The sequence below is a fragment of the Citrobacter portucalensis genome, from assembly GCF_023374935.1.
Classification (GTDB): Bacteria; Pseudomonadota; Gammaproteobacteria; order Enterobacterales; family Enterobacteriaceae; genus Citrobacter; species Citrobacter portucalensis.
Map to the genome: position 1 here is coordinate 2,673,420 of NZ_CP092466.1, position 23,014 is coordinate 2,696,433.

Sequence of the window (23,014 nt, forward strand, 5' to 3'; positions counted from 1 at the left end):
GCAGGAGGGCGTTAGATCAGTTGCTGGCGGTTTTCACAGGCTGTTCAGATTTTTTATCATTACCAGCGATGTACGGACTCCACGGCTGGGCGCGGACTGGCTCGTCGGTTTGCCACACCACGTTAAACTGCCCGTTGCCTTCAATCTCGCCAATCATGACGGGTTTATGCAGGTGATGGTTGGTCGCATCCATGGTCAGGGCAAAACCTGATGGCGCAGCGAAGGATTGCCCGGCCATAGCAGCACGAACTTTATCCACATCGGTAGTTCCGGCTTTTTCTACCGCCTGCGCCCACATATGCAGGCCAACATATGTGGCTTCCATTGGGTCGTTCGTCACCACCGAATCAGCATTCGGTAATTTGTGCGCTTTGGCATACGCCCGGTAATCAGCGACAAACTTTTTGTTGGCCGCATTATCGACGGACTCAAAGTAGTTCCAGGCGGCAAGGTTGCCCACCAGCGGTTTGGTATCAATACCGCGTAGCTCCTCCTCACCCACGGAAAAAGCCACCACCGGTACATCGGTGGCTTTCAGCCCCTGATTCGCTAACTCTTTATAGAACGGTACGTTAGAATCCCCATTGATGGTTGATACCACCGCCGTTTTTCCCCCTGCGGCGAATTTTTTAATACTGGCGACAATGGTCTGGTAATCGCTGTGTCCGAATGGAGTGTACACCTCTTCGATGTCTTTATCGGCGACCCCTTTTGAGTGCAAAAAGGCGCGTAAAATTTTGTTGGTCGTGCGCGGATAAACATAATCCGTGCCCAGCAGGAAGAAGCGTTTCGCGCTACCGCCGTCCTCACTCATCAGATACTCAACCGCAGGGATCGCCTGCTGATTGGGAGCTGCGCCGGTATAGAAGACGTTAGGCGACATCTCCTCACCTTCATATTGCACCGGGTAAAACAGCAGACCGTTTAACTCTTCAAATACCGGTAGAACCGATTTACGCGACACCGATGTCCAGCAGCCGAAAACTGCCGCCACCTTGTCCTGACTCAGCAGTTGTCTTGCTTTTTCAGCAAATAACGGCCAGTTCGAGGCCGGGTCAACCACCACCGGTTCCAGCTTTTTACCCAACACACCGCCCTGAGCATTTATTTCATCGATGGTCATCAAGGCCACATCTTTTAGCGGCGTTTCGGATATGGCCATCGTGCCGGATAACGAATGCATGATGCCAACCTTAATGGTGTCGGCTGCCTGAACGCTAAAACTCACGCCCATTGCGACAACAGAGGCAGAAAGTGCAAAAGCTTTTAAAAATGTACGACGCTGCATAGTTTCACTCCTGAAATTAGACTTGCTGAAAGCTCCGGTGCAGCCGGGCAGACAAAACGGTGCAAATTAAGGGTGTTCAGAAGTGATAAGGCAAAAACGATGCCAGATATTAAAACCTCATATAAAATCAATAAATTAGCATCTGACGCACATAAATCAGTATTACATTTCCCCGCCCAAAGGATTAATCAAACGAAAAATTGAACCACCATGAGACAACTCTGCATTATAAACGTGCAACAATCTGTATCAGCAGCACACCGTCATAACAGCGTCTCAGGGTTTAAAAACAGGGTTGTTTGTGCGCAGATAAATGTGTCTCGTCACTATTATTTATTTTATTCGACGTGATCATGTCAAAAATTTACTTTTCAGTCGAAATAATCACACAGTTCAGCCTTTGTTTAAGATTGAATTGCTACTATAGTCATAAGCGAGGTGAACTTAAGGTAAGAGAGGAAACTCACAGATAAAGGAGCATTTACTATGCTGGGTAATATGAATATTTTTATGGCTGTTCTGGGAATTATTTTATTTTCCGGTTTCCTGGCCGCGTATTTTAGCCACAGATGGGATGATTGATGAACGGAGATAGTCCTGCACCGACCCGGCCCCTTGTTGCGTAGCTGCACAAGGGGCCATTTTTTTTACCTGAATCGCACTCGCTGTGCCTTTTTCCTGATTTACAGATAAAAAAAACCGCCGGATAAACCAGCGGTAAATGCTTGCATGGATAGATTTGTGTTTTGCTTTTATACGCTATCTGGCAATTCCCTGCGAAGATAACGGATAGTCAGCTAACCTATCATCGACAACCCCAATGAAAGTTAAACGAAACGCAACTACCTCAAAGCGTTTTTCGAAAACTCACGCACTGAGGGGATACGAGGTTCCGTCATTGGTGCCCACCAACGCAATTTGCTCATTTTCATCCATAAACATGCAGCGATTCCTGCCGGTCTGTTTCCCCTGATACATCGCCCTGTCGGCCCGACCAAGCACGGTATCCAGCGTTTCACCCTGTTGAACCCGGGTTATGCCTGCCGTCACCGTGATACCGATCTCTCCCTCAGCGTAGGGAATTTTTTTCTGACCAATCAGACGACAAAGTCGCAAACCCGCCTGGCATGCCTGCTCGTCCGTTTTTGTTCTGATGATGATAATGAACTCTTCTCCACCGTAACGGTACGCCGCCTCATCATATCGCGTCCATGACAATAAATTTGATGCCAGAGCCCGCAATACCACGTCACCCACCAAATGGCCGTAGGTATCGTTAACGTATTTAAAACGATCGATATCTAACAAAAATATATAAAGATTAAGCGGTTCGGCGTCGAGCAACTGCCGATCAAAAGACTCATCGAGCATTCTTCTGCCAGGTAAACCTGTTAATGCGTCGATATTACTGCGGATACTCAATAAATATATTTTGTAGTCCATTACAGATGAGGTAAATGCCAGCAGCGCATCCTGGAAGCTGTCGAAATGCCATGAATGGCTACGATTCTCCACGATAGCCATTAGCAATTTCTTGCCTGATAAATGCATCTTTTCGTGGGTGGCGATTATCTTGCTTACGTAACTACAATCATCCTCATTGTACCGTGATTGATTATTAAGCCACTGTCCAAATCGACAAACAAAATGCGAGTTTTCACCCATAATATCCGGCTGTGTAACATCTGAAGACACCACGCAGCGGAACATTGTCACTAACCATTTGTAGTGGGCATCAATGGACTTGTTCAACTCAATCAAAATTGCATCTATTTCCTTCGTATTTCTCATCATCACGTTCTCCCTCCCTGTTCGAGCGTTTCTGATGGAATTATCTTAACGATAAAAAAGAAAATTTATGTAAATTTTTTAATAGTAATTAATAAATCATAATTAACAGGATATTACGCTATACCATCTGTTGTGGCATAGCGTTGTCACTAAAGCGGTCAAACCAATAACGGTTCATTCAGCATTTCATTAAGCCCAATCACCTCTAATTGATCGGATGTGTAGGTTTTGTCGCCTCTGGCATATTGATACGCAGAACCATGGGAAAACCCGGATTCACGCGCTTCTTTATACCGTGCGATAATTTCAGCATTTGAGCGTGAAACATGTGGCGTAAACGGAGTGACACTGGATTGCACAATTGTACTATCTGCACATCCGGACATAACAAGCACAGCTATTAGAACCCCTATTTTCATTAACAATTACCTGAGAAACCTGCCCGTACATGAACGCTAATCTTATCAAACATTCAAAGGCATCATCATTATTAAACCAGCATTCCTGAATATATTTCATCATCATTTGTTGATAACTATTATTGTCAGCTTTCATATAAAACCATAAAAATTGCCATCTTTTAAAATAATAAAAAACCGGGCATCACGCCCGGCTCAATATTCTGGCTAATAATCTCTTAGACGCTCAAACCTCGATGCTCCAGCATCGGCTCCATTCGGGGATCGCGCCCACTCCACTGGCGGTAAAGTTCAGTTAAATCAGTACTGTTACCGCGGGACAAAATATCTTCACGGAACTTTTGCCCGTTTTCACGAGTTAATCCGCCCTGCTCTACAAACCACTGATAGCCGTCATCGGCCAGCATTTGCGTCCACAAATAGGCATAATACCCTGCGGCATAGCCGCCGCCGAAGATATGGGCAAAATAGCTGCTGCGATAACGAGGCGGCACGGCCTTGAGATCCAAACCTTCAGCCGCCAGCGCCTGCTGTTCAAATTGATCGACCGAAAGAGATAACGCGCTCTTTTCCAGACTGTGCCAACGCATATCCAGCAATGCGGCACTGAGCAGTTCGGTCATGTCGTAACCTTTGTTGAACAGGCTGGCCCGCTGCATCTTATCCCGCAACGCCTGCGGCATTTGCTCCCCGGTATCAACATGACGAGCAAAATGAGCAAAGACCTGCGGATGACTCGCCCAGTGTTCGTTGATCTGCGAAGGAAACTCAACAAAATCACGCGGAGTGTTGGTCCCTGAAAGCGTGGCATAACGCTGAGTGGCGAACAGGCCGTGCAACGTGTGCCCAAACTCATGAAATAACGTAATAACATCATCCCACAATAACAATGCAGGCTGACCCTTTGCCGGTTTTTGATAATTACACACGTTGTAAATAACCGGCCGGGTTTCATTGAGTTGCGATTGCTCAACAAAATTGCCCATCCAGGCACCACCGCTTTTCGATTCCCGGGCAAAGAAATCGCCGTAAAATAACGCCAGCCCTACGCCATCGTGATCGAATATTTCCCATACCCGAACATCCGGGTGATAAACAGGAATGTCGAACCGTTCTATAAATTTTATGCCAAAGAGTTGATTAGCTGTCCAGAAAACGCCCTCGTTCAGCACCGTATCAAGGGCAAAGTAAGGTTTGAGCTGCGCCTCATCAAGAGCATATTTCTCACGACGAACCTGCTCGGCATAAAATGCCCAGTCCCAGGCCTCGACGTTAAATTTCCCCTGTTCGTGATTGATAACATTCTGGATTTCGGCCTGTTCATCCAATGCCCTGGCTCGCGCAGCGGGAACAATAGCCCGCATGAAATTCAGTGCCACTTCTGGTGTTTTTGCCATCTGATCGGCAATTTTCCATGCAGCGTAATTGGCAAAACCGAGTAGTTTCGCCTGCTGCATCCGGATCTCGACCAGTCGCTGAATAATCGCCCGAGTATCGTTAGCGTCATTGTTTTCTGCTCTCGTCCATGCGCGGTTGAACAGATTCTCACGGGTCTGGCGATCGCGTAACGCCGCAAGCGCCGGTTGCTGAGTCGTGTTCAATAGCGGGATAACCCAACGCGCTGCAAGCCCTTTCTCCTTTGCAGCTTCGGCGGCAACAGCAATTTCCTCTGCGCTAAGTCCGTCCAGGTAACGTGCATCATCCACCACCAGAGCACCGGACTTGTTCGCCGCCAGCAGCCGTTGATTAAACTGGCTGGTCAACGTGGCGGACTCTGTATTGAGCGCTTTAAGGTTCGCTTTATCGACCTCATTCAGACGCGCGCCGGCTAATACAAAACGCTGGTGGATGACTTCCAGCAAGCGTAATGATTCGTTATCCAGCCCCAGCGAACCTCGCTGTTGCCAGACCGCTTCAACGCGCGAAAAAAGCGCGCCATTGAGATAAATATCATTGGCAAGGCTCGCCAGTTCTGCGGAAAACTCTTCGTCAAGGCGCTGTAGTTCATCGTTGGTGTGTGCCGCCGTCATCGCGAAGAAAATGCTGGTTACACGTGTGAGCAGCGTGCCGCTTTGTTCAAGCGCCAGCAACGTATTGGCAAAATCAGGGGCCTGCGGGTTTTGCACAATCGCCTCGATCTCTGCACGTTTTTGCCGCACGCCTTCATCGAACGCTGGGCGATAGTGCTGCACCTCTATCTGATCAAACTGCGGTGCCTGGTACGGCAACGTGCTGTGACGTAAAAAAGGATTCGTTAACGACATCTTTCACTCCTGAAAACGATTTGTTTACCAGAGTAGACTTCCCAGGAATCAACCGCAATCGCGTTACGCAGGAATAGCTCTGAACGGAAATGACGTGCTATGGTAGTACTACATAAAAAGCGTTGAGGAACAGTGAGATGATCGTTTTAGTAACCGGAGCAACCGCAGGTTTTGGTGAGTGTATTACGCGTCGTTTTATTGAGAATGGGCATAAAGTTATTGCCACCGGACGCCGCCAGGAGCGCCTGCAGGAACTGAAAGAGGAATTGGGTGACCGCCTCTATACCGCGCAGCTGGACGTACGTAATCGTGCATCGATTGAAGAGATGCTGGACGCCCTTCCTGCTGAATGGCGCAGTATTGATGTTCTGGTCAACAACGCGGGTCTGGCGCTGGGCCTTGAACCTGCTCACAAGGCCAGCATTGAAGACTGGGAGAATATGATCGACACCAACAACAAAGGGCTGGTTTATATGACCCGTGCCGTTCTGCCAGGCATGGTTGAACGCAACCGCGGTCATATTATCAATATCGGTTCTACCGCGGGCAGTTGGCCATACGCTGGCGGTAACGTCTACGGTGCGACCAAAGCGTTTGTTCGCCAGTTTAGCTTGAATTTACGTACTGATTTACACGGCACTGCAATTCGCGTTACCGACATCGAGCCGGGTCTGGTTGGCGGTACGGAGTTCTCAAATGTCCGTTTTAAAGGTGATGACGCCAAAGCTGAAAAAGCCTACGAAAATACCACGGCGCTGACTCCGCAAGATGTTACAGAAGCGGTATGGTGGGTGGCTTCTTTACCGGCTCATGTCAATATCAACACCCTTGAAATGATGCCTGTCACACAGTCTTTTGCCGGGCTGAGTATCCACCGGAGCTAATTTCTCTGCCCGGCCTTGCGCCGGGTATAGATAGCCTGAAAGAAGTGATAAAATATCCGGGTTAACTCTCTAAAAAGTAAGAATGAATGACCGTAGAAACGCAGCTCAACCCTACACAGCCAGTAAATCAACAGATTTACCGTATTCTTCGCCGTGATATCGTGCATTGTCTGATTGCACCCGGTACACCGCTGTCGGAGAAAGAGGTTTCCGTACGTTTTAATGTGTCACGCCAGCCGGTACGAGAAGCATTCATCAAACTGGCCGAGAACGGTCTGATTCAGATCCGCCCACAGCGTGGCAGCTACGTGAATAAAATTTCGCTGTCGCAGGTGCAAAACGGCTGTTTTGTTCGCCAGGCAATTGAATGTGCCGTGGTACGCCGTGCCGCATCGCTGATCAACGATCAACAGTGCTATCAGCTTGAACAGAATTTGCATCAGCAGCGCATCGCAATTGACCGAAAACAGATTAATGATTTCTTCCAGCTTGATGATGAGTTTCATCAGAAACTGGCTTTAATCGCCGAGTGCCAACTCGCCTGGGATACCGTTGAGAATATAAAGGCTACAATTGACCGCGTTCGTTATATGAGCCTGGATCATATTTCCCCTCCTGAAATGCTGCTACGCCAGCATCACGATATCTTTGCCGCCCTTGAGAAGCATGATGGCGATGCGGTCGAGCGCGCAATGATGCTCCATCTTCAGGAAATTGGTGAGTCCGTTCAGCTTATTCGTCAGGAAAATAGCGACTGGTTCAGCGAAGATTAATACTACGCTCACCTCACTCCGGGGTGAGTTTCTCCTGCGTTTTCCCCTCTCCTGCATAACTGCATAAAAAAAGCTGTGATTTTGATCGAAAACAAAAAAAATCATTAACGAGAAGCGTATTTATATTGCGCCCGTTACGTGGGACTAAAAGCCCACGGGCTTTGACGGTAAGTTGGAAAGGAGAAAACACCATGAAAACATACGATCGTAACCGTAACGCAATCACCACTGGCAGCCGCGTCATGATCAGCGACACCGGACTCACAGGCCGCATTACAGCGATAGATACCGATGGCCTGACCGCTGAGCAGATTCGCCGCGGGAAAACAGTGGAAATCGAAGGATGTGAAGGCAAATACGCCCCCCTCGAGCTGATTCGTTTAGGCATGAACTAATTGGTGTGAATGCCAGAAAACACAGCGCCATCTGGCCGTTGCAAGCCAGATGGCGACATAGAGCATAATCTTCGTTATTTCAGTTTTGCTGCATACTTCGCAACCGTCGCCTTCGCCCCTTCAGCCAGTAAAGTAAGATACGCTTGTGTGACCTGACGGTTGAACAGTTCAACCTGTGGCAGTTCGTGACCAAAAATAGCATCGATTGCCAGCAGCGCCTGAACGCGCTCTTCGCCCTCGTTACTGCTACGCACTGCATTCTGGATCACCGGCAACAGTGGATCGCTAATTTCAATCGCCTGGCCCTGTTCATCCACACCACCGACGTAACGCATCCAACCAGCGACACCCAGTGCCAGCAGCGCAAAGTCACTACCGTGCACAATGTGCCAACGAATGGAATCAAGCATACGCTGCGGCAGTTTTTGGCTACCGTCCATGGCGATCTGCCAGGTACGATGACGCAGCGCCGGATTGCTGTAGCGTTCAATTAACAGATCGGCGTAACGCTGTAGGTCAACACCTTTTACTTTCAGCGTAGGTGCTTGTTCCTGCAACATCAGCGCACGTGCAGCAAGACGATAGTTTTCATCGCCCATGCAATCGTTAATGTGTTGATATCCCGCCAGATACCCAAGATACGCAAGGAAAGAGTGGCTGCCGTTGAGCATACGCAGTTTCATCTCTTCAAACGGAATGACATCAGCCACCAGTTCCGCCCCGGCCTTTTCCCATTCAGGACGGCCGGCAACAAAGTTATCTTCAATTACCCACTGGCGGAACGGTTCGCATGCCACGCCTGCCGGGTCGCGTACACCGGTGATATGTTCAATTTTGTCTAGTGTCTCCTGCGTAACCGCTGGGACAATGCGGTCAACCATTGTTGATGGGAAGGTCACATGTTGTTCGATCCACGCGGCCAGTTCCATATCCACCGCTCGGGCATATGCAGTGACAACATTGCGCATCACATGACCGTTTTCTGGCATGTTATCGCAGGACATCACGGTAAAGGCGGCTAAACCCGCAGCTTTGCGACGCGCCAGAGCTTCAACCACCACGCCCGGCGCAGTTTTAGGCTGTTTGGGGTTTTGCAGATCGGCTGCAATCATTGGGTTGTCTAACATCAGTTGGCCGGTCGCCGGAGAATGGCAGTATCCTTTCTCGGTGATGGTCAGGGAAACGATCGCAACCTGCGGTTCACACATCGCTGCCAGTACGCTTTCCAGACCATCAACCTGCGCATGCAATGCATTTTTCACCACGCCCACGACTCTCGCAGTCCAGGCATCAGCAGACATCTCTGCAACGGTATACAGATTATCTTGCTGTTTCAGATCGAAAATCTGCTGCTCGCCGCCAATCAGGTTCACTTCGCAGTAGCCCCAGTCACTGCCGTGATCGGCGGCCAGAATGTCAGCGTAAACACCCTGATGTGCGCGGTGAAACGCGCCAAACCCCAGATGAACAATACGCGAAACCAGTTTTGTACGATCGTAGTCAGGAAGTGCAGCCTTTGCCGCTAAAAGCTTGTTTTGCATGGTATGGCCTACTTATAAATGAAATCAGGACTGTTCCAGAGTAACGCCTGTATGGTTGTATGTTTTGATTTGCATTAAGCTTTTTATGATTGGTATGACATCATTTGTTGAGTTATATACCAAAGTCAGTGAATTTGGCGGCATACTGCCGCCAAAGGATATTAATGTTTCTGCCACTGCTGGTATTCACGCTTAAGTCTTTGCGGAGCGGTTTCCGGCATCATCAACAAACCAATAATTGAGATAACTCCAAGTACAATCACATAGGTTGCAAGTCCATAGTAATGTCCACCTGTTACTTGCAGAATTTTTACTGCTACCAAGCCAAGAATGCCACTGCCTATTAGCGACCCCAGTTGCCAAATTAAAGCTATTCCGCTACAGCGAATATGAGTTGGGAAAAGCTCCGGAAAATAAGAAGCCTGAGGTGCATAACACATACTATGCCCAACACTCAGCACCAGGATCATTACTATTTGTGTAAGCCAAAAACTATCCTGATTAATCGCAAGGAAGAAAGGAATAATCATCACGACCTGCAGCAGCGCACCGATAATATAGACTGGTTTACGTCCAATTTTATCGCATAGCGACCCCATCAACGGTATTGCAATTATTTCTATTATGACCGCAACGATCATTGTCTCCATCAAAATATTAGCATCAAGATTGTTTGCCTTACCGTAAGCCAAAACAATCACTGTGAACATTGCAAATGTGCAAGCTTCAATCAGTTTCGCGCAGACCCCCTTGACAACAATGCCTGGAAAATCGCGGATAACTTCAACTAATGGACGTGATTCTTCTGCTTTTGTCTCCCTAATCTGAGCAAAGACAGGTGATTCATCAATTTTTAAGCGGATAAACAGTCCAACAATAACCAGTAACAGACTCAACAGAAACGGTATACGCCACCCGTAATCCATCATTGCCTCTGGAGAAAGTGTAGCATTTAATAGCGCAAAGAGCGCTAACGGCAGGAGGAAACCAACCGGCGCACCGATTTGAACCCAACTGGAAAAAAATCCACGATGTTTGGGTTCAGAATATTCAGCCGTCATCAGTACTGCACCGGCTTGCTCACCTCCAACACCAAATCCCTGTAATACACGAATAAAAATAAGTAAAGCTGGAGCCCAGACACCTATTTTCTCATAAGTAGGTAATAACCCTATACAGAACGTCCCCAAACCAACAATTAATATAGTAATAACCAGTGCTTTTTTACGCCCAACCTTATCGCCAATATGCCCAAAGACGATTCCTCCTAATGGTCTTGCGAGGAAACCAACAGCATAGGTTGCAAAAGCAGCGAGAGTACTTATTAACGGATCGTCACTCGGGAAAAATAGATGACCAAAAAAGAGTACAGCTGCTGTCCCGTATGCAAAAAAATCATAATACTCAGCAGCAGTACCAATTGCGGATGCTGAAGCCACTCGACGAATAATAGGCTTATTATCTACGTTATTTTTAATATCGACTGAACTAACCATAAGTTTAACCTTCTGTAGGGTATTGGGTTAATCAACATCTTTCGTACGTAAAATTTATATTTACCAGTTCCACAGCGTGCCATCTTCCAGGCGAGCAACGGGCAGATATGCAGGGTCATACGGATATTTCGCCGCCAGTTTTTCGTCAAACTCGATCCCAAGACCAGGTTTGTCTCCTGGATGCATATAGCCGTTATCAAAGGTCCAGTTATGTGGGAACACTTCCAGCATTTGCTCGGAATAGCCCATATATTCCTGTACGCCGAAGTTCGGCACCCACAGATCAAAATGCAGCGCGGCGGCCATGCACACAGGCGACAGATCGGAAGGTCCATGTGAACCGGTACGAACCTGATACAGCGACGCGAAATCAGCAATCCGGCGCATACCGGTGATACCACCCGCATGGGTGATGGTGGTGCGGATATAGTCGATCAGTTGTTCTTCAATAAGCTGTTTACAGTCCCAGATGCTGTTGAACACTTCCCCTACCGCAATCGGCGTGACGGTATGCTGGCGGATCAGGCGGAAGCACTCCTGGTTTTCAGCTGGTGTTGGATCTTCCATCCAGAACAAACGGTACTGTTCAATGCTTTTGCCAAAACGGGCTGCTTCAATTGGCGTCAGACGGTGGTGCATATCGTGTAAAAGATGTTCGTTGAAACCAAACTTGTCACGCACGGCGGCAAACAGTTTTGGCGTGAAATCCAGGTATTTCTCCGTTGACCACAACTGTTCTTCCGGCCATTGCCCTTTGGTGGCGGGTTCATAGGCCAGTCCTTTGCCCTTAGACATACCGTAAGTGGTTTTCATACCCGGTACGCCGCATTGCACACGAATGGCTTTAAAGCCCATTTCTTTATGACGTGCATAATCTTCGAGTACGTCATCAACGGTATGGCCTGTGGTGTGGCAGTAGACCATAACCCCTTCACGAGAAGCACCGCCGAGCAACTGGTACAACGGCATATTCGCCGCTTTCGCTTTGATATCCCAGAGAGCCATATCCACGGCGGAAATCGCCGACATGGTGACCGGACCACGACGCCAGTACGCACCTTTGTAGAAAAACTGCCAGATGTCCTCAATACGATGCGCATCGCGACCAATAAGCTGCGGACACACGTGATCTTTCAGATAGGACGCCACGGACAGCTCGCGTCCATTTAACGTGGCATCTCCCAGCCCGGTGATCCCATCTTCTGTCGTAATTTTCAACGTTACAAAATTACGCCCAGGACAGGTGACAAACACTTCAGCCCCAACAATCTTCATTTCTTATTCCCTACATCTGTTCTTGTGATGCAGGAAATTTACTCAACTGAGCTACTACCATACAAGTATAAAAATCAAAAAAACGCTGTTTGATCACAAAAAAGGCGCTATGCGCGCCCCCATCCAGCCACAATGATCAGCATGCCGCACAACGCCACCAGCGCGCCAGACCAGTCATATAAACTGAGTTTTACACCATCGACAATACGTAGCCATAGCAGCGCGGTCACCACGTAAACACCGCCATAGGCTGCGTATACACGCCCGCTGGCTGCCGGATGCAGTGTCAGCAACCAGACGAATAAAGCCAGTGACACCCCGGCGGGTATCAGCAACCAGGCTGTAGCTCCTCGCTTAAGCCAAAGCCAGGGTAAAAAGCAGCCAATAATTTCGCATAACGCGGTGATGAAAAAAAGAAATGTGGTCTTAAGCATTGATGTTATTCAGTTACCTTCGGTTTAACCATGATACGACAGAATCTCGTTAGCGTATCCATATCCACCGGGTGGGTATGCCCGCAAACTGGAATAGTGTAGAATTTAACCCTGTTTTATCGTTTTTACCCTTTCCCATAAAAGGAATTCACCATGAAAATTACACTGACCAAACGCCTGTGCCTGACGGCTATGCTGACGCTGGCTGCGGCTGTGTACACCTCTTCCGCATTTGCTGAAACCAGTAAACTGGTCATTGAATCCGGAGATAGTGCGCAAAGTCGTCAACAAGCCGCAATGGAAAAGGAACAATGGAACGATACGCGTCAGCTTCGCCAGAAAGTCAATAAACGTGCAGAGAAAGAGTGGGACAAAGCCGATACGGCCTTTGATAGCCGTGATAAGTGCGAGCAGAGCGCTAATATTAATGCGTACTGGGAACCTAACACCCTGCGCTGCCTCGACCGCCGTACTGGCCGCACCGTTGCCCCATAATCATTGCACTTTGAAGGATATTGAAAGGATACGATATGACTAGCGCCCTCAGTGTTAAGTTGCGCCCGCTGGAGCGTGAAGATTTACGATTCGTCCATCAGCTTGATAATAATGCCAGCGTAATGCGCTACTGGTTCGAAGAGCCTTACGAAGCGTTTGTTGAGCTGTCAGACCTGTATGACAAACACATCCACGACCAAAGCGAACGCCGCTTCGTGGTGGAGTGCGACGGTGAAAAAGCCGGGCTGGTGGAATTGGTTGAAATTAACCATGTACACCGCCGGGCCGAATTCCAGATTATTATTTCGCCGGAATATCAGGGGAAGGGTCTGGCCTCACGGGCAGCAAAGCTGGCAATGGACTATGGCTTTACCGTGCTCAACCTCTATAAGCTGTATCTGATCGTCGATAAAGAGAACGAAAAGGCTATCCACATCTACCGTAAACTCGGTTTTATGGTGGAAGGCGAGCTGATCCATGAGTTCTTTATCAACGGCCAATACCGCAACACGATTCGTATGTGTATCTTCCAGCAGCAGTATCTGGCAGAGCACAAAACGGCAGGCCCTAATCTGCTGCCGCCGACCGCTCAGTAAACACGACTAGTAGTAGTCGATCGTGTTTTCAATCGAGTAATGATGTTCAACTGCCGGCTTCACGCTCTCATCAACGATAACAAGCTGGCAGTTGATCGGATTTGCGTATTCATCGTATTTGCACGTTTGTTTGACATTGCCTAACGGATGATTGTTGAGCATGCTCACCGCGGTGTAATCTAACTTCTTCAATGGGTCAACCGACGGTTTAGCATCAACCTGCAAAGTGCTGTCCTTACTGACGGTTGTTTTGCCCAGCGGGTAGCCTTCGGCATCATATCGATACTGCACCTTCATCTCTTTCCCCGTGGCGGAAACGACAAAGCCGTTATCGTCGGTATCCCACACCACACCGGCAGCAGGCAGTTCCGCTAGCTGGCATTTACCTTGTAAGCGGATCTTTTTTTCCAGCGTTTCGGCATCCCGATAGTAGTTAGCATCCAGGACCAGCGCCATACCGGTATTGTTTTCGATATCGTGCAGTTCAAGTGTATCGAAACACCCTTCCTGTGACAGGGTACCAGCAACGCGCTTAGTGACCTCACCTTTGTCGTTGAGCAGCGTCTGACTGAAATCTTTCACCGGCCCGCGCAGCGGATCGAAATCAAATTCATTGGAAAAACTGGCCATTTCCGGCGTAAAGGAAACCAGCCCTTTGGCGTTATCACACCCAACCAGCACGACACACAGGAAACCTAACAGGGTCTGTTTCTTCACATTTTTCACCGGGATAAGAAGATAATTCTCAATCATATTAGCAAATACAGTTATTTACACCAGAAATGCTAATCTTAGTCTATGTCGATCATAAAGGAGCTGATGATGAAATACGTAACAGGAATTGCCGCGATCTTACTGGCAGTTGCATCCCCACAGGTTCTGGCGGCACCTGCGTCATGTGAACGCGTGAAAAGCGATATCGAGCAGCGCATCATCAATAATGGCGTCGCAGAGTCCAGCTTTACGCTGAACATTGTCCCCAACGATCAGGCCGATCAACCTGATTCACTGGTGGTAGGACATTGTGCAAACGATACGCACAAAATTCTCTACACCCGGACTAACAGTGGAAACGCCCCTGCCAACAGCTCGCCTGCACAGGACGGGCACGTCGCCGAACCGCAATAAATCATACCCTCCGTACGCGGAGGGTTACTCCAGTTTGATATGCATTAAGATGCCATACTCATAAATGGGTAAACTTACTCTATTATTAGCATGCTATTAATTTCGCTGTAGAGATTAATATATAGCGATAACTATAATGGAGTGAGTTATGTCTGATACTGAGCAATATGGAGGCATTAGCCGCAGGATGTTAGTGAAATCCTCGGCTATAGGTTCGTTGGCGTTTGCCGCTGGCGGGTTATCGTTACCTTTTGGGATGCGCACCGCAGCTGCTGCGGTACAACAGGCAATGCAACCGGCTGAAGAGAAAGTGGTTTGGGGCGCTTGTTCCGTGAACTGCGGCAGTCGTTGTGCCCTGCAACTCCACGTCAAAGATGACGAGGTCGTATGGGTGGAGTCTGATACGACCGGAGACGATATTTATGGTCAGCACCAGGTGCGTGCCTGTTTGCGTGGACGCTCAATCCGTCGACGGATCAATCATCCGGACCGCCTCAATTATCCTATGAAGCGCGTGGGCAAACGCGGTGAGGGCAAATTCGAACGCATAACCTGGCAGGAAGCGCTGGATACCATCAGCACCAGTTTAAAAAATACCGTACAGAAATACGGTAATGAGGCCGTGTATATCAACTACACCTCTGGCATTGTCGGCGGCAATATTACTCGATCCTCCCCTTATGCCTCGCTGGTCGCTCGATTGATGAACTGCTATGGCGGATTCCTGAGCCATTACGGCACATACAGTACCGCACAAATCGCGGCGGCAATGCCTTACACCTACGGCTCAAATGACGGCAACAGTACCTCTGACATTGAAAACACGAAGCTGGTGGTGATGTTCGGCAATAACCCTGCCGAAACGCGCATGAGCGGCGGTGGCATAACATACTTCCTTGAGCAGGCCCGGGAGCGTTCTAACGCCCGCATGATCGTCATCGACCCGCGTTATACCGATACCGCTGCGGGTCGTGAAGATGAGTGGATCCCTATTCGTCCGGGAACCGATGCCGCACTGGTGGCGGGAATCGCCTGGGTCCTGATTAACGAAGATCTGGTCGACCAGGCATTCCTCGACACATATTGCGTCGGTTATGACGAGAAAACCCTACCCGCTGACGCCCCCGCTAACGGACATTACAAGGCCTATATACTTGGCAATGGCGATGACAGTGTCGCTAAAACGCCCCAATGGGCCTCGCATGTCACAGGGATCCCGGCCGAGCGCATCATTAAACTGGCACGGGAAATCGGTAGTACAAAACCGGCGTATATTTGTCAGGGTTGGGATCCACAACGTCAAGCTAACGGCGAACTGACTTCGCGCGCGATCGCGATGCTGCCAATCCTGACCGGCAACGTTGGCATCAACGGCGGCAATAGCGGTGCACGAGAATCAACCTACACCATCACGATTGAACGCATGCCGCTGCCGGATAATCCCATCAAGACCCAGATATCCTGCTTTAGCTGGACCGACGCCATCGCCCGGGGTCCGGAAATGACCGCAACCCGCGATGGAGTGCGCGGTAAAGATAAGCTCGATGTACCGATTAAATTTATCTGGAACTACGCGGGCAACACCATTACTAATCAGCACTCAGATATCAATAAAACGCATGAGATCCTTCAGGATGATACGAAATGCGAAATGATAGTGGTCATCGAAAACTTCATGACCTCCTCGGCGAAATATGCCGATATCCTGCTGCCGGACCTAATGACCGTCGAACAGGAAGACATCATTCCTAACGACTATGCGGGCAACATGGGATACCTCATTTTTATTCAACCCGCGACGTCACCGAAGTTCGAACGCAAACCGATCTACTGGATAATGAGCGAAGTCGCCAAACGCCTTGGCAATGATATCTATCAACGGTTTACGGAAGGCCGTACTCAGGAACAGTGGCTCCAGTATCTGTATGCAAAAATGCTGGCCAAGGACCCCGCGCTCCCTTCTTATGACGAGCTGAAAAAAATGGGGATCTATAAACGCAAAGATCCTAACGGGCATTTTGTCGCTTATAAAAAATTCCGCGACGATCCGCAGGCCAATCCACTCAAAACACCGTCTGGAAAGATTGAAATTTACTCCAGCCGGCTGGCGAAAATTGCCAACACCTGGGAGTTGCAGAATGATGAAGTAATTAGTCCACTTCCCGTCTACGCCTCCACGTTTGAAGGGTGGGACGATCCTAAACGCAGCGCATTTCCGCTGCAGTTGTTTGGCTTTCATTACAAATCCCGTACGCACTCCAGCTACGGCAATATCGATGTTCTGCAGGCGTCCTGTCGTCAGGAAGTGTGGATCAACCCCGTCGATGCCCAAAAGCGTGGTATTGCAAATGGCGATATGGTGCGGGTCTTTAACGACCGCGGGGAAGTTCGTATTCCGGCCAAAGTGACGCCACGGATCCTGCCTGGCGTCAGCGCAATGGGCCAGGGTGCATGGCACGATGCCGATATGGCCGGCGACAAAATTGACCATGGCGCCTGCGTCAATACGCTGACAACACAGCGCCCTTCACCGCTGGCAAAAGGCAACCCACAGCACACTAATCTGGTCGAGATCGAGAAGGTTTAAGGACTAACCCATGACAACTCAGTATGGATTTTTTATTGATTCCAGTCGTTGCACCGGGTGCAAAACCTGCGAACTGGCCTGCAAAGACTACAAAGACCTCACTCCTGACGTCAGTTTCCGGCGGATTTACGAATATGCAGGTGGTGACTGGCAGGAAGACAACGGCGTCTGGCACCAGAACGTTTTTGCCTACTATCTCTCCATCTCCTGTAACCACTGCGAGGATCCGGCCTGCACCAAGGTTTGTCCAAGTGGTGCGATGCATAAGCGTGAGGATGGTTTTGTGGTGGTCGATGAAGACGTATGCATTGGCTGTCGCTACTGTCATATGGCCTGCCCGTACGGTGCGCCACAGTACAATGCTGCGAAAGGACATATGACCAAGTGTGATGGCTGCCATGATCGCGTGGCAGACGGCAAAAAGCCCATCTGCGTCGAGTCCTGTCCGCTGCGTGCGCTGGATTTTGGCCCCATCGACGAACTGCGCAAAAAACATGGTGAACTGGCTGCCGTCGCCCCGCTGCCGGGTGCGCACTTCACCAAACCAAATATTGTGATCAAACCAAACGCCAATTGCCGCCCGACCGGGGATACCACGGGTTTTCTGGCTAATCCAAAGGAGGTGTAATATGGGAAATGGATGGCATGAATGGCCGCTGGTACTGTTTACGGTGCTGGGCCAGTGCGTAGCCGGGGCGCTGATCGTCAGTGGTTGCGGCTGGCTGACAGCTAAAGACGAGCTGGCAAAACAACGTATCGTTCGCAGTATGTTTTTTCTCTGGCTGGTAATGGGCATCGCCTTTCTCGCCTCGGTTATGCATTTAGGTTCGCCGCTGCGCGCGTTTAACTCGCTGAACAAAATTGGCGCATCGGCGCTAAGTAACGAAATCGCCAGCGGTTCGCTGTTTTTCGCCGTCGGTGGCCTGTGGTGGCTGGTGGCGTTTCTCGGTAAAATGCCCGCAGCGTTAGGTAAAATCTGGATGCTATTGAGCATGTTGCTGGGCCTGGTATTTGTCTTTGCGATGACCAACGTCTACCAGATAGACACCGTCCCAACCTGGTATAACGGCTATACTACACTGGCGTTTTTCATGACGATGCTGCTCAGTGGACCGCTATTTGCCGCTCTGCTGCTGCGTGCTGCAGGTGTTTCTTTTAACGTCGTCAGATTCGCCGGTATCAGCGTATTGGCTCTGCTGGTTACGGTGGCCGTTATTGTGCTGCAGGGACTGTCACTCGGCGAGATCCACAGTTCGGTACAATCCGCCAGCGCGCTGGTTCCCGACTACGGCAGTTTACAGGTCTGGCGTGTGCTGCTGTTGGCTGCGGGTCTGGGTTGCTGGATATGTCCGTTGATCCGTCGCAAACGACCGTCCGTTGGCGGGTTGGCGCTCGGGTTAATTCTGGTGCTTGTCGGTGAAATCATTGGCCGCGGATTGTTTTACGGTTTACATATGACAGTCGGAATGGCTGTTGCAGGTTAACTTTCGGGTGCGGGGCAACCCGCACTGTTCAGGATTGTTTGCATGACCCATTTTTCACAACGAGACAACTTTTCTACTGCAGCGCGTGTGCTCGGCGCGCTGTTTTATTATGCCCCAGACAGTGCGGAAGCTTCGGCACTGGTCAGTGCATTAAGAACCGATGGCTGGCAGTCGCAGTGGCCGCTTGAAAAGACAACGCTTTCGCCGTTAGTCGATCAGTTTCAGGCTGATGCCGATGAGTCTCTCCCGCAGGCCTGGCAACGTCTGTTTGTTGGGCCTTATGCGCTCCCTTCTCCGCCATGGGGATCCGTCTGGCTGGATCGTGAAAACGTGTTGTTTGGCGACTCCACGCTGGCATTACGCCAGTGGATGCGGGACAACGGCATCCAGTTTGCCATGCAGCAAAATGAGCCAGAAGATCACTTTGGTTCGCTGCTGTTGCTGACGGCCTGGCTTGCCGAGAACGAACGCCACACCGAGTGCGAGCAACTGCTGGCCTGGCATCTGTTCCCATGGTCATCGCGCTTCCTTAATGTGTTTATCGAAAAAGCCGACCATCCGTTCTACCAGGCGCTGGGTGAACTGGCGCGTCTGACGCTGGCACAGTGGCAATCACAGTTACTGATCCCGGTAGCCGATAAGCCTTTGTTCCGTTAGTTTCGTCACAGGTAGGATGCGTCCTGCCTGTGGTGCATCCTGTTGCGCACGCTGAGCTTTTGCTTCTGTTACCTAATAGCCGCAAAATAGAGCGTCTGAATTTTCCAGTCTGGCCACTCATGCATCATTTACATGCTTACCCTGACCTGCGTGCCATGTTCCGCCGCCTGCTGATCGCCGCGTTGATTGGCGTCCTTGCTGCGCTGGCCGTCGCAGGATTTCGTCATGCCATGCTACTTCTCGAATGGTTGTTTCTGAGCAACAACACAGGGAGTCTGGTCAACGCAGCGACAAACCTTTCGCCCTTAAGGCGTATGCTGACACCTGCACTCGGCGGTCTGGCGGCTGGATTACTACTGTGGGGCTGGCAAAAATTTAACCGTTTACGTCCGCAGGCTCCCACTGATTATATGGAAGCCCTGCAAACCGACGGACAATTTGACGTCAGTGCAAGCCTGGTGAAATCGCTGGCATCGTTACTGGTCGTTGCCAGCGGGAGCGCCATCGGACGTGAAGGTGCCATGATTTTACTGGCGGCCCTGGCAGCCTCCTGCTTTGCTCAACGCTTTACCCCGCGTACAGAATGGAAGTTATGGATTGCCTGCGGCGCCGCTGCAGGTATGGCTGGAGCCTATCATGCCCCGCTGGCGGGCAGTTTATTTATTGCCGAAGTATTGTTTGGCACACTGATCCTCGCCTCACTGGGGCCGGTAGTGGTGTCCGCCGTAGTCGCATTACTCACCACCAATCTGCTTAGCGGCAGCAATGCGCTGCTGTATACCGTGCACCTGTCGCGGGAATTACATGCTCTGGAATACGTTATGATTGTCAGCACCGGTCTGGCTGCTGGCATCTGCGGACCGCTCTTCATGTGGTTGATGACCGCCAGCCATAATGTATTTTTGCGCTTAAAACTCTCGCCACCGTGGCAACTGGCGCTTGGCGGGTTGATCGTTGGCCTGCTTTCATTGCTCACGCCTACGGTCTGGGGTAATGGCTACAGCGTGGTGCAGTCATATTTACTTTCACCACCGCTGCTGGCCGTGGTTGGCGGGATTTTTATCTGCAAATTACTGGCGGTGCTTGCCAGCAGTGGATCCGGTGCTCCGGGTGGCGTGTTTACGCCAACGCTGTTTGTCGGCTTGTCGGTGGGCATGTTGCTGGGTCAGGTATGGGGATTATGGCTTCCGGGCTCGGATGAAATTGCCATTTTGCTGGGATTAACGGGGATGGCCACGCTGCTGGCGGCTACCACGCATGCACCAATAATGTCGACGTTGATGGTTTGTGAAATGACCGGGGAGTATCGCCTGCTCCCCGGATTACTGATCGCCTGTGTCCTGGCATCGGTACTGTCGCGTACGTTACGCCACGACTCTATCTACCGACAGCACGCTGCCGAGCATTGAAAGGCGGATGTACTGCGACAACTCACGCTGCTCTGCACGAGGCAGATAAGGCAGTTCACCGATCAGCGGTGCAGGTAATTTTTTACCCAGCACATCAATGATTTCCGCATAATGCGCCAGCCCAGGGTTAATGCGATTCGCAACCCAGCCAATCAACGGCAGTCCGTCGCTGGCTATCGCCTGCGCGGTGAGGATCGCATGATTAATACAGCCTTCCTGGATACCCACTACCATCAGCACCGGCAGTTGTTCCTGCACCACCCACTCCGATAACGGACGCAGATCGTTCATCAAGCTCCGCCAGCCTCCGGTGCCTTCCACGACAACGTGATCGACTTTTTCGCTGAGGCTTGCGAGACCGTTGGATAACAGGGTGTAATTGACCGGACCACTATGCGCCACGCTACTTTCATCTTCGCTCAACGCAATTGGGTTAATCGCCTCATAAGGCAGCTCGATAGATGACACACTTTGCAGTACCAGTGCATCTTTGTTGCGCAGACCTTCGGGCGTCTCTTTGCTGCCTTTGGCTACAGGTTTGTAACCCGCAACGCTTTTACCCCCTGACGCTAACGCTTGTAGTAATGCGCGGGAAACCACGGTCTTCCCAACAGAAGTGTCTGTACCTGTAATAAAGAAACGCTTCAGCATCACTAACTCCACCGTTATGCTTTGAAAATATAAGTCAGGAAAATAAAACAGTGGAGAAAGTCTAAGGTATGACGACCAGGATCAGCTTGAGATAGCGCAATTTTTCGTACAACAGTTAAAAAATGTTAACCCTGTAATAGACGAATCAACAAAGAACCGTTATACATCGCGTCCTTCACGAGCGCCGCCCCCGCCATCGTCCCCTGATTGGTAAACTGGGTGCTTTCAACGACTATATGCTGACTGTAAGCCGGAAGCGCCTGCTGACGAATGCTGTCCGCAATGGTAGGGAACAAGATATCTGCCGCTTTGCTGAGCGGAGAGCCAATCAATATCTTTTGCGGGTTGAACAAATTCACCATGATGGCAAGAATTCGACCGACGTGGGTCCCAACGCCGCTAATGATATCTTTCGCCAATAAATCACCCTGCATGGCCGCCAGACACAGCGCGTCTACCGTTAACGGTTGCCCATGTAGAGAAGAACTCATTGACTGCTTCAGGCGCACCTGCGCCAATTCGAGCACGCTGTCGACGCTGGCGATTGTTTCCAGACAACCATGGTTGCCGCAATAGCAGCGTTTACCGTAGGGATCGACCTGCGTATGGCCAATCTCCACCAGGCTACTGCTGCCTGCATGCAGCAAATGCCCGTCAGTGATCACCCCTGCACCCACGTTATGATCGATCACCACCTGAATGACGTCGCGCGCACCGCGCGATGCGCCAAAAAGCGCCTCGGCCATCGTCCAGGCGCTAATATCGTGCTGAATATACACCGGCACGCCGGTATGGTTCTCAAGCGCTTCGCCCAACGGCATCTCTTTGACATCTTCGTAAAATGGCATGCGATGAACGATACCGTTTTCAGTATCAATAATACCGGGTAAGGTGATGGCGATGGAGGTTAAGCGCTCCAGCTTTTGCTGGTGGCGGATGAAAAACTGATCGACCTGGGTTATCACGCGATCCAGCAACGGTATTTCGCTGACCAGCGCCATTTCAAGGCAATCTTCAACCACCAGCTTGCTGCTCAGATCGCGTAGCGCCAGAAAAATCTCGCCACGACTGATACGAATGGATAAGTAGTGCCAGGCCTCCGTTTCGACAACCAGCCCAACGGCCGGACGACCACGGCTACCCGCTTCCTTGATTTCCAGCTCTTGCACCAAATGCGCTTCGAGCATTTCGCGGACAATTTTGGTAATACTGGCAGGCGCCAATTGTGCCAGGCGGGAGAGATCAATACGCGATACCGGACCCAGCTGATCAATCAGGCGATAAACCGCACCCGCATTGGTCTGCTTAATTTGATCGATATGCCCAGGCTGACTATCAGCAACCACCACTTACTCCCTTTATTTTCGCGCTCCGAAATAATCTGCGGGCTATGGTGAAGCACTTCAATGGCTTCCGTCAACTTTTTACTTAGCCTTGTGATTTACTG

General features: G+C 50.1%; 23 protein-coding genes. 12 read left to right on the plus strand and 11 right to left on the minus strand.

The window, feature by feature from the left end; genetic code table 11:
- Positions 1-16: 16 nt before the first annotated feature.
- Positions 17-1,288, minus strand: coding sequence for an urea ABC transporter substrate-binding protein (gene urtA / locus LY264_RS12985; protein ID WP_048226526.1), 1,272 nt, complete (start codon positions 1,286-1,288; stop codon positions 17-19).
- Between the two features lie 486 nt (positions 1,289-1,774).
- On the opposite strand from urtA, the gene mgtS reads away from it, so the two are divergent.
- Positions 1,775-1,870: a protein MgtS gene (gene mgtS, locus LY264_RS12990; protein ID WP_003032406.1), complete on the plus strand. Its 96-nt coding sequence runs from the start codon at positions 1,775-1,777 to the stop codon at positions 1,868-1,870.
- Between the two features lie 285 nt (positions 1,871-2,155).
- Here the strand turns inward: mgtS and LY264_RS12995 are convergent, their stop codons facing one another.
- The 3 genes from LY264_RS12995 to dcp form a co-directional block, all read right to left on the minus strand.
- Positions 2,156-3,082: a diguanylate cyclase gene (locus LY264_RS12995; RefSeq protein ID WP_071692394.1), complete on the minus strand. Its 927-nt coding sequence runs from the start codon at positions 3,080-3,082 to the stop codon at positions 2,156-2,158.
- Between the two features lie 155 nt (positions 3,083-3,237).
- Entirely contained in the window at positions 3,238-3,498 is a 261-nt protein-coding gene (locus LY264_RS13000) for a hypothetical protein (protein WP_020996405.1), read from the minus strand.
- Between the two features lie 218 nt (positions 3,499-3,716).
- Positions 3,717-5,762, minus strand: a complete 2,046-nt coding sequence (gene dcp, locus LY264_RS13005; RefSeq protein ID WP_048226530.1) for a peptidyl-dipeptidase Dcp — start codon at positions 5,760-5,762, stop codon at positions 3,717-3,719.
- A 137-nt stretch (positions 5,763-5,899) separates the two neighbouring features.
- Here dcp and ydfG point away from each other — a divergent pair, with 137 nt between their 5' ends.
- The 3 genes from ydfG (at position 5,900) to ydfZ (ending at position 7,814) form a co-directional block, all read left to right on the plus strand.
- Entirely contained in the window at positions 5,900-6,646 is a 747-nt protein-coding gene (ydfG, locus tag LY264_RS13010; protein WP_048214214.1) for a bifunctional NADP-dependent 3-hydroxy acid dehydrogenase/3-hydroxypropionate dehydrogenase YdfG, read from the plus strand.
- An 86-nt stretch (positions 6,647-6,732) separates the two neighbouring features.
- A complete protein-coding gene (locus tag LY264_RS13015) occupies positions 6,733-7,419 on the plus strand; it encodes a GntR family transcriptional regulator (RefSeq protein ID WP_003032396.1) in 687 nt (228 codons plus the stop codon).
- 191 nt (positions 7,420-7,610) lie between these two features.
- On the plus strand, positions 7,611-7,814 hold the full coding sequence (gene ydfZ / locus LY264_RS13020; protein ID WP_003032393.1) for a putative selenium delivery protein YdfZ: 204 nt from the start codon (positions 7,611-7,613) through the stop codon (positions 7,812-7,814).
- A gap of 74 nt (positions 7,815-7,888) precedes the next feature.
- Here ydfZ and LY264_RS13025 read toward each other — a convergent pair whose 3' ends face one another.
- From LY264_RS13025 to LY264_RS13040, 4 genes are all read right to left on the minus strand, one after another.
- Positions 7,889-9,355 carry a mannitol dehydrogenase family protein gene (locus tag LY264_RS13025; protein ID WP_048226531.1) on the minus strand — a complete coding sequence of 489 codons (1,467 nt, stop codon included), beginning with the start codon at positions 9,353-9,355 and terminating at the stop codon, positions 7,889-7,891.
- 161 nt (positions 9,356-9,516) lie between these two features.
- On the minus strand, positions 9,517-10,851 hold the full coding sequence (locus LY264_RS13030; RefSeq protein WP_051642672.1) for an MFS transporter: 1,335 nt from the start codon (positions 10,849-10,851) through the stop codon (positions 9,517-9,519).
- 60 nt (positions 10,852-10,911) lie between these two features.
- Positions 10,912-12,126 (minus strand): starvation-sensing protein RspA, encoded by a 1,215-nt coding sequence (rspA, locus tag LY264_RS13035; protein WP_003832907.1) that lies wholly within the window; start codon positions 12,124-12,126, stop codon positions 10,912-10,914.
- Positions 12,127-12,233: 107 nt separating this feature from the next.
- Positions 12,234-12,560 carry a YnfA family protein gene (locus LY264_RS13040; protein WP_008784733.1) on the minus strand — a complete coding sequence of 109 codons (327 nt, stop codon included), beginning with the start codon at positions 12,558-12,560 and terminating at the stop codon, positions 12,234-12,236.
- A gap of 153 nt (positions 12,561-12,713) precedes the next feature.
- On the opposite strand from LY264_RS13040, the gene LY264_RS13045 reads away from it, so the two are divergent.
- Together LY264_RS13045 and speG are read left to right on the plus strand one after the other, a co-directional pair.
- Positions 12,714-13,055, plus strand: coding sequence for a DUF1283 family protein (locus LY264_RS13045; RefSeq protein WP_003032382.1), 342 nt, complete (start codon positions 12,714-12,716; stop codon positions 13,053-13,055).
- Between the two features lie 35 nt (positions 13,056-13,090).
- A complete protein-coding gene (gene speG, locus LY264_RS13050; RefSeq protein WP_008784731.1) occupies positions 13,091-13,651 on the plus strand; it encodes a spermidine N1-acetyltransferase in 561 nt (186 codons plus the stop codon).
- A 6-nt stretch (positions 13,652-13,657) separates the two neighbouring features.
- Here speG and LY264_RS13055 read toward each other — a convergent pair whose 3' ends face one another.
- Entirely contained in the window at positions 13,658-14,368 is a 711-nt protein-coding gene (locus tag LY264_RS13055) for a YnfC family lipoprotein (RefSeq protein WP_081365290.1), read from the minus strand.
- A gap of 102 nt (positions 14,369-14,470) precedes the next feature.
- Here LY264_RS13055 and LY264_RS13060 point away from each other — a divergent pair, with 102 nt between their 5' ends.
- From LY264_RS13060 to clcB, 6 genes are all read left to right on the plus strand, one after another.
- A complete protein-coding gene (locus tag LY264_RS13060) occupies positions 14,471-14,779 on the plus strand; it encodes a DUF1161 domain-containing protein (RefSeq protein ID WP_008784729.1) in 309 nt (102 codons plus the stop codon).
- 148 nt (positions 14,780-14,927) lie between these two features.
- On the plus strand, positions 14,928-17,366 hold the full coding sequence (gene ynfE / locus LY264_RS13065) for a selenate/tellurate reductase subunit YnfE (protein WP_071692393.1): 2,439 nt from the start codon (positions 14,928-14,930) through the stop codon (positions 17,364-17,366).
- 10 nt (positions 17,367-17,376) lie between these two features.
- Positions 17,377-17,994, plus strand: a complete 618-nt coding sequence (gene dmsB / locus LY264_RS13070; RefSeq protein ID WP_008784727.1) for a dimethylsulfoxide reductase iron-sulfur subunit DmsB — start codon at positions 17,377-17,379, stop codon at positions 17,992-17,994.
- Between the two features lies 1 nt (position 17,995).
- Positions 17,996-18,850 carry a dimethyl sulfoxide reductase anchor subunit family protein gene (locus tag LY264_RS13075; protein WP_048226538.1) on the plus strand — a complete coding sequence of 285 codons (855 nt, stop codon included), beginning with the start codon at positions 17,996-17,998 and terminating at the stop codon, positions 18,848-18,850.
- A gap of 42 nt (positions 18,851-18,892) precedes the next feature.
- Entirely contained in the window at positions 18,893-19,507 is a 615-nt protein-coding gene (gene dmsD, locus LY264_RS13080) for a Tat proofreading chaperone DmsD (RefSeq protein WP_048226540.1), read from the plus strand.
- A 119-nt stretch (positions 19,508-19,626) separates the two neighbouring features.
- Positions 19,627-20,916, plus strand: a complete 1,290-nt coding sequence (clcB, locus tag LY264_RS13085; protein ID WP_048216317.1) for a voltage-gated ClC-type chloride channel ClcB — start codon at positions 19,627-19,629, stop codon at positions 20,914-20,916.
- Here clcB and bioD read toward each other — a convergent pair.
- Positions 20,872-21,567 carry a dethiobiotin synthase gene (gene bioD, locus LY264_RS13090; protein WP_020996409.1) on the minus strand — a complete coding sequence of 232 codons (696 nt, stop codon included), beginning with the start codon at positions 21,565-21,567 and terminating at the stop codon, positions 20,872-20,874. The two genes, clcB and bioD, sit on opposite strands and share 45 nt — an antisense overlap.
- A gap of 125 nt (positions 21,568-21,692) precedes the next feature.
- Positions 21,693-22,913 carry a sugar metabolism global transcriptional regulator Mlc gene (gene mlc, locus LY264_RS13095; RefSeq protein ID WP_048226542.1) on the minus strand — a complete coding sequence of 407 codons (1,221 nt, stop codon included), beginning with the start codon at positions 22,911-22,913 and terminating at the stop codon, positions 21,693-21,695.
- Positions 22,914-23,014 lie beyond the last annotated feature (101 nt).

Excerpts from the sequence above, each read along its gene's own strand:
- ydfG (WP_048214214.1), top strand. The coding sequence starts at position 5,900 with ATGATCGTTTTAGTAACCGGAGCAACCGCAGGTTTTGGTGAGTGTATT.
- speG (WP_008784731.1), top strand. The coding sequence starts at position 13,091 with ATGACTAGCGCCCTCAGTGTTAAGTTGCGCCCGCTGGAGCGTGAAGAT.
- bioD (WP_020996409.1), bottom strand. The coding sequence starts at position 21,567 with ATGCTGAAGCGTTTCTTTATTACAGGTACAGACACTTCTGTTGGGAAG.
- urtA (WP_048226526.1), bottom strand. The coding sequence starts at position 1,288 with ATGCAGCGTCGTACATTTTTAAAAGCTTTTGCACTTTCTGCCTCTGTT.
- LY264_RS13060 (WP_008784729.1), top strand. The coding sequence starts at position 14,471 with ATGATGAAATACGTAACAGGAATTGCCGCGATCTTACTGGCAGTTGCA.
- LY264_RS13025 (WP_048226531.1), bottom strand. The coding sequence starts at position 9,355 with ATGCAAAACAAGCTTTTAGCGGCAAAGGCTGCACTTCCTGACTACGAT.
- LY264_RS13075 (WP_048226538.1), top strand. The coding sequence starts at position 17,996 with ATGGGAAATGGATGGCATGAATGGCCGCTGGTACTGTTTACGGTGCTG.
- LY264_RS13030 (WP_051642672.1), bottom strand. The coding sequence starts at position 10,851 with ATGGTTAGTTCAGTCGATATTAAAAATAACGTAGATAATAAGCCTATT.
- dcp (WP_048226530.1), bottom strand. The coding sequence starts at position 5,762 with ATGTCGTTAACGAATCCTTTTTTACGTCACAGCACGTTGCCGTACCAG.
- LY264_RS13000 (WP_020996405.1), bottom strand. The coding sequence starts at position 3,498 with ATGAAAATAGGGGTTCTAATAGCTGTGCTTGTTATGTCCGGATGTGCA.
- ydfZ (WP_003032393.1), top strand. The coding sequence starts at position 7,611 with ATGAAAACATACGATCGTAACCGTAACGCAATCACCACTGGCAGCCGC.
- dmsD (WP_048226540.1), top strand. The coding sequence starts at position 18,893 with ATGACCCATTTTTCACAACGAGACAACTTTTCTACTGCAGCGCGTGTG.
- LY264_RS13015 (WP_003032396.1), top strand. The coding sequence starts at position 6,733 with ATGACCGTAGAAACGCAGCTCAACCCTACACAGCCAGTAAATCAACAG.
- rspA (WP_003832907.1), bottom strand. The coding sequence starts at position 12,126 with ATGAAGATTGTTGGGGCTGAAGTGTTTGTCACCTGTCCTGGGCGTAAT.
- mgtS (WP_003032406.1), top strand. The coding sequence starts at position 1,775 with ATGCTGGGTAATATGAATATTTTTATGGCTGTTCTGGGAATTATTTTA.
- ynfE (WP_071692393.1), top strand. The coding sequence starts at position 14,928 with ATGTCTGATACTGAGCAATATGGAGGCATTAGCCGCAGGATGTTAGTG.
- clcB (WP_048216317.1), top strand. The coding sequence starts at position 19,627 with ATGCATCATTTACATGCTTACCCTGACCTGCGTGCCATGTTCCGCCGC.
- LY264_RS13040 (WP_008784733.1), bottom strand. The coding sequence starts at position 12,560 with ATGCTTAAGACCACATTTCTTTTTTTCATCACCGCGTTATGCGAAATT.
- LY264_RS12995 (WP_071692394.1), bottom strand. The coding sequence starts at position 3,082 with ATGATGAGAAATACGAAGGAAATAGATGCAATTTTGATTGAGTTGAAC.
- dmsB (WP_008784727.1), top strand. The coding sequence starts at position 17,377 with ATGACAACTCAGTATGGATTTTTTATTGATTCCAGTCGTTGCACCGGG.
- LY264_RS13045 (WP_003032382.1), top strand. The coding sequence starts at position 12,714 with ATGAAAATTACACTGACCAAACGCCTGTGCCTGACGGCTATGCTGACG.